Raw genomic sequence first — 4,838 nt, 5'->3', positions numbered from 1 at the left:
GGCGCCTCGGCCGAGGCGCCCCGCACTCGCTGCGGTCAGGCGAGGTCGGCGAGCGTCTTGCGGAGTGCCGCGACCGCCTCGACCAGCTCCTCCGGGCGGGCCGAGAGCGGCGGGCGGGCGCGCAGGGAATCCGGACCGGACGGGAGGAACAGCGTCTTGTAGCTGTCCCGGGCGATCGCCAGGGCCCGGTCCCGCTGGGCCGGGTCGTGGAAGGTGATCGCGCACATCAGGCCGCGGCCGCGCGGGGCCTTGACCAGCGACGGAAACTCCGCCGCCAGGTCGCGCAGCTCGCCGAGCAGCAGCTCGCCCATCTGGCGGCTGTGCTCGAGCAGCCCCTCGGCCTCGACGACCTCGAGGATGCGGGTCGCGCGGACCATGTCGACCAGGGAACCGCCCCAGGTGGAGCTGATCCGGCTGGGCTCGCGGAACGCGTTGTCGGCGATCTCCAGGACCCGGCGCCCGCCCATCACGCCGCACACCTGGAGGCGCTTGCCGAACGCCACCAGGTCCGGCTCGAGGCCGAGCGCCTGGTGGGCCCACGCCTGACCGGTCAGCATGCCGGTCTGCACCTCGTCGGCGACGGTGAGCACGTCGTTCTCCCGGCACAGCGCCTGCACCGCCTGCAGGAACTGGGGGCGCAGGTGGCGGTCGCCGCCCTCGCCCTGGATCGGCTCGTAGACGAAGCAGGCGATCTCCCGGCCGTAGCGCTGCACGGCGGCGCGCGCGGCGTCGAGGGCCACCACTTCCTCGGGCAGCAGTTCGGCGCTGTCCCAGCGCTCCCCCGGTTCGATCGCCGGGCTGGGGATGCGCGGCCAGTCGAACATCGGGTAGTCGCGGATCTTCGTCGGGTCGGTGTTGGTCAGCGACATCGTGTAGCCGCTGCGGCCGTGGAAGGCCTTCTCCAGGTGCAGCACGCGGGAGCCGCGCACGCCGATCCCCTTGCGCGCGTTGACCTTCGTCTTCCAGTCGAAGGCCACCTTCAGCGCGTTCTCCACGGCGAGGGTGCCGCCGTCGATGAAGAACAGCAGCGGCAGCTCGTCGATGCCGACCACGCGCCGGAACGTCTCGGCGAAGCGGGCCTGCTCGAACGTGGCGAAGTCCGGGTTGGACGGCTTCACCCGGCTGGCGCGCACCAGCGCGGCCTCGAACTCGGAGGCCCGCAGGCCGGGGTGGCCGTGCCCGAGCGGCGCCGAGCTGAAGAACATCGTCAGGTCGAGGTACTCGGTGCCGTCGCGCGCGTCGCGCAGCTTGCAGCCATCGCCCGCGTCGAGGTCCACGACGATGTTCATCAGGTCGCCGGTGACCTGCGCTTTCAGGGCCTCCACGACGTCGGTCCCCGCCTCGCGCGGCGCGGGTACGCCAGTCGGTGCCACGTCGCGAACGGTCTCGTGCTGAGCGGTCATCTTCGGCCTCCCGGACGCCGTGTCACGCATCACTTGTCAACAAGAATTACATCAGGGTTGCGAGAAGAAGCAACATCTTTCCGACAAGACTGCGTGAAGGCGAAAGATTTTCTTTCGCTGGCGGCAGGAGGGTCCCCGACCTGCGGGGAAGGGCACGGCTTAGCCGAGGAGGTGTTCGCGGCCGAACATGGTGGCCGCGGCGCGGGCGCTGGGCGTGCCCGCATCGAGGTCGGCGCCCGCTTCGCGGAGCACCCGCACGACCTCTTCTTCGCCCTTGAACAGCGCTCCCGCGATGGGCGACTGGTCGCGGTCGTTGCGCAGGTCCGGATCGGCGTCGCGATCGAGCAGCGCGCGCACCGTGCCGGCGTGGCCGTGGTAGGCCGCGAGCATGAGCAGGCTGTTGCCCGCCGGGTCGGTCGCGTCGACCGGCAGGCCGTGGTCGAGGAACTCGGCCAGCTCCGCCGTCCGGCCTTCGCGGGCCAAGTCCATGGCGATCGCCACGACGCGCTCGATCTGCTCCGGGGTCAGTCCATCGCTCATGGTGGTTCTTCCTGCTCTCACTGGAAAAAGGGGCGGCGGCCGCATGCGACCGCCGCCCCGCTACGAGTCCTCAGACCCGGGTCGAGCTCAGAGCTCGCCCGCGGCCAACGCCTCGATGGCCTTGCGCACGCCCTCGCCGTAGGCCGGGTCGGCCTTCGTGCAGTTGGCGATGTGGCGCTCCTTGGTGGCCTCGGAGGCGCCGTCGATGGCCCGCGCGGTGTTCTCGAACAGCACCTGCTGCTGCTCCGCCGACATGCTGCGGAACAGGTTGCCCGGCTGCTCGTAGTAGTTGTCGTCGTCCTCGCGGTAGTTGAACCGGTCGGCGACGGCGCCCACAGCCTGGGCCGGGTCGCGGTACGCCGGCTGCTCCTGCCAGCGGCCGTAGGAGTTCGGCTCGATGGCCGGGGTACCGCCCTGGTTGATCCGCATGGCACCGTCGCGGTGGAACGAGTTCACCGGGTTCTTCGGCGCGTTGACCGGGATCTGGTGGTGGTTCACGCCCAGGCGGTAGCGCTGCGCGTCACCGTAGGAGAACAGCCGGCCCTGCAGCATCCGGTCCGGGGAGAAGCTGATGCCCGGGACCACGTTGGCCGGGTTGAAGGCAGCCTGCTCGACCTCGGCGTGGTAGTTCTCCGGGTTGCGGTTGAGCTCCCACTCGCCGACCTCGATCAGCGGGTAGTCCTTCTTCGACCAGACCTTGGTCAGGTCGAAGGGGTGGAAGCGGTAGTTCTCCGCGTCGGCCTCCGGCATGATCTGCACGTACAGCTTCCACTTCGGGAAGTCGCCGTTCTCGATCGACTCGTACAGGTCGCGCTGGTGCGACTCGCGGTCCTTGCCGACCAGGGCCTCGGCCTCGGCGTCGGTCAGGTTCTTGATGCCCTGCTGGGTGCGGTGGTGGAACTTGACCCAGAACCGCTCGCCCTCGGCGTTGATGAAGCTGTAGGTGTGCGAGCCGAAGCCGTGCATGTGGCGGTAGGACGCCGGGATGCCGCGGTCGGACATCACGATGGTGACCTGGTGCAGCGCCTCGGGCAGGTTGGTCCAGAAGTCCCAGTTGTTCTCGGCGTTGCGCATGTTGGTGCGCGGGTCGCGCTTCACCGCGTGGTTGAGGTCCGGGAACTTCAGCGGGTCGCGGAAGAAGAACACCGGGGTGTTGTTGCCGACGAGGTCCCAGTTTCCCTCTTCGGTGTAGAACTTCACGGCGAAGCCGCGGATGTCGCGCTCGGCGTCGGCCGCACCGCGCTCACCGGCGACGGTGGAGAACCGGACGAACAGGTCGGTCTTCTTGCCGACCTCGGAGAAGATCTTCGCGCTGGTGTACTGGGTGATGTCGTTGGTCACCGTGAAGGTGCCGAACGCGCCCGAACCCTTCGCGTGCATCCGCCGCTCCGGGATGACCTCGCGGTCGAAGTGCGCCAGCTTCTCCAGGAACCAGACGTCCTGCAGCAGCATCGGGCCGCGCGGACCGGCGGTCAGGGAGTTCTGGTTGTCCGGGACCGGGGCACCGGCCACCGTGGTCAACGGTTTCTGGTTGTTCTCAGTCAAAACTCGCTCCTCGGTGGGGTCTTCAGTCAGTCGTTCGCCCGGTGCAGCCGAAGCAGTCGGGTCTGCTGCCTCAGCGGTCGCAACAGCGTCGGCGCCCGCATGCGGATGCTCCGAGACCATCACGAGCACGGCAACCCGAAGCCGGGTCGCTCGGCAGCGGACGGCACGTCCAACAGCTATCAGCTTTTCTGGAACGAGTCAAATAAACACGCGCCCCGATCGACGTCGGAGCGAGGGAGTTCACCTCGCCGAACCCGCACGTCAACGCCCCGGCAAACCCACCCGAGCCATCCCGGACAACCCGAACGAGTGACGTCCCAGCCCCCTCGACCGACCAAGGCGGCTGTCGATCAGCCGCTCAGGCGGGCGAGGAATTCGATGCTCGCGGGACCGGACGGCATCTCGGGAAGCGCGACGTGCTCCCCCGCGAACACCTCGACGTCGACGGCCTGCCCGTTGCCGGTTCTGGCGGAGTAGCGCCCCTCCGCAGGAATCGCGGTTCCTGCTGCTGCGCGGAGCATTCCGCCGCTGACGTGCCCGTCGATGCGGTGGGGCCTGCCCAGCGCGCGTGCTGCGGACCGGACGTCGCCGCGGCGCAGGCACTCCCGGATCCGCGTGGAGGAGTGCGGTGCTTCTCCCGCTTGCACCAGGGGGATTTCGTGGGCGGTGAAGCCGTGATCGGCGCCGAGTTCGTGCAGCGTGGCCGTGGTGCCGCTGCCCCGGTGACCGAACGTGAAGTTGGCGCCCACGACGACAGCAGCGGTTCGCAGACCGCTGGCGAGCACCTGCTCGACGAAGCTCGCCGGCGGAAGTTGCGCGAATCCGCGGGTGAACGGCAGCACCAGCACCGCGTCCACGCCGAGATCGCAGGCCAGCTCGGCGCGCCGCTCGACGGTGGTCAGCGACGCTGTGTCGCGCGGCGCGCCGACCACTCGTGCCGGATGCGGGTCGAAAGTGACCATCACCGCGGGAAGTCCGAGTGCGCGTCCGCGCCGGACGGCGTGGCCGATCAGGTGCGCGTGTCCGCGGTGGACGCCGTCGAAGACGCCGAGCGTGGTCACGCACGGGCCCCGTCCGGCGGGGATGTCGCCGAGGCCTCGCCACAGCCGTGCGCGGGAGGTCGTCGCGGTGGTCACGGCTGCGCTGCCAGGTCGGAGGGGTGTTGTGCGAGCGGGAGGTCGAGCAGAACGGTGTCGATGCGGTCGATCCGCGCGTCGTTCATCAGATCCTCGTTCTGTTGGGGTTCCGCCGGGCCCGCGCTCCGTTTCGCGGGCCCAGCGGTGGCGTCGACGCGGTCATCCCCGCGGCGACCGTCGCCAGGGCACGTCCGCGCTGGTCAGGGGCGGCGAG

The 4,838-nt window shown here is 69.7% G+C and carries 4 protein-coding genes; all 4 read right to left on the bottom strand.

Annotated elements, in window-relative coordinates; genetic code table 11:
* Positions 1-35 precede the first annotated feature (35 nt).
* Positions 36-1,403, bottom strand: a complete 1,368-nt coding sequence (gene lat / locus ABTZ89_RS35730) for an L-lysine 6-transaminase (protein WP_351053334.1) — start codon at positions 1,401-1,403, stop codon at positions 36-38.
* Positions 1,404-1,562: 159 nt separating this feature from the next.
* Complete coding sequence (locus tag ABTZ89_RS35725; RefSeq protein WP_351053331.1) at positions 1,563-1,943, bottom strand: ankyrin repeat domain-containing protein; 381 nt, start codon at positions 1,941-1,943, stop codon at positions 1,563-1,565.
* An 87-nt stretch (positions 1,944-2,030) separates the two neighbouring features.
* Positions 2,031-3,488, bottom strand: a complete 1,458-nt coding sequence (locus tag ABTZ89_RS35720) for a catalase (RefSeq protein WP_270948618.1) — start codon at positions 3,486-3,488, stop codon at positions 2,031-2,033.
* A gap of 350 nt (positions 3,489-3,838) precedes the next feature.
* A complete protein-coding gene (locus ABTZ89_RS35715; RefSeq protein ID WP_351053328.1) occupies positions 3,839-4,624 on the bottom strand; it encodes a cytidyltransferase in 786 nt (261 codons plus the stop codon).
* Positions 4,625-4,838: the final 214 nt, after the last annotated feature.

The sequence above is a fragment of the Saccharopolyspora sp. NPDC002686 genome (genome assembly GCF_040295745.1).
GTDB lineage: Bacteria > Actinomycetota > Actinomycetes > Mycobacteriales > Pseudonocardiaceae > Saccharopolyspora > Saccharopolyspora oryzae.
This window is presented reverse-complemented; position numbering and strand designations above follow the sequence as displayed.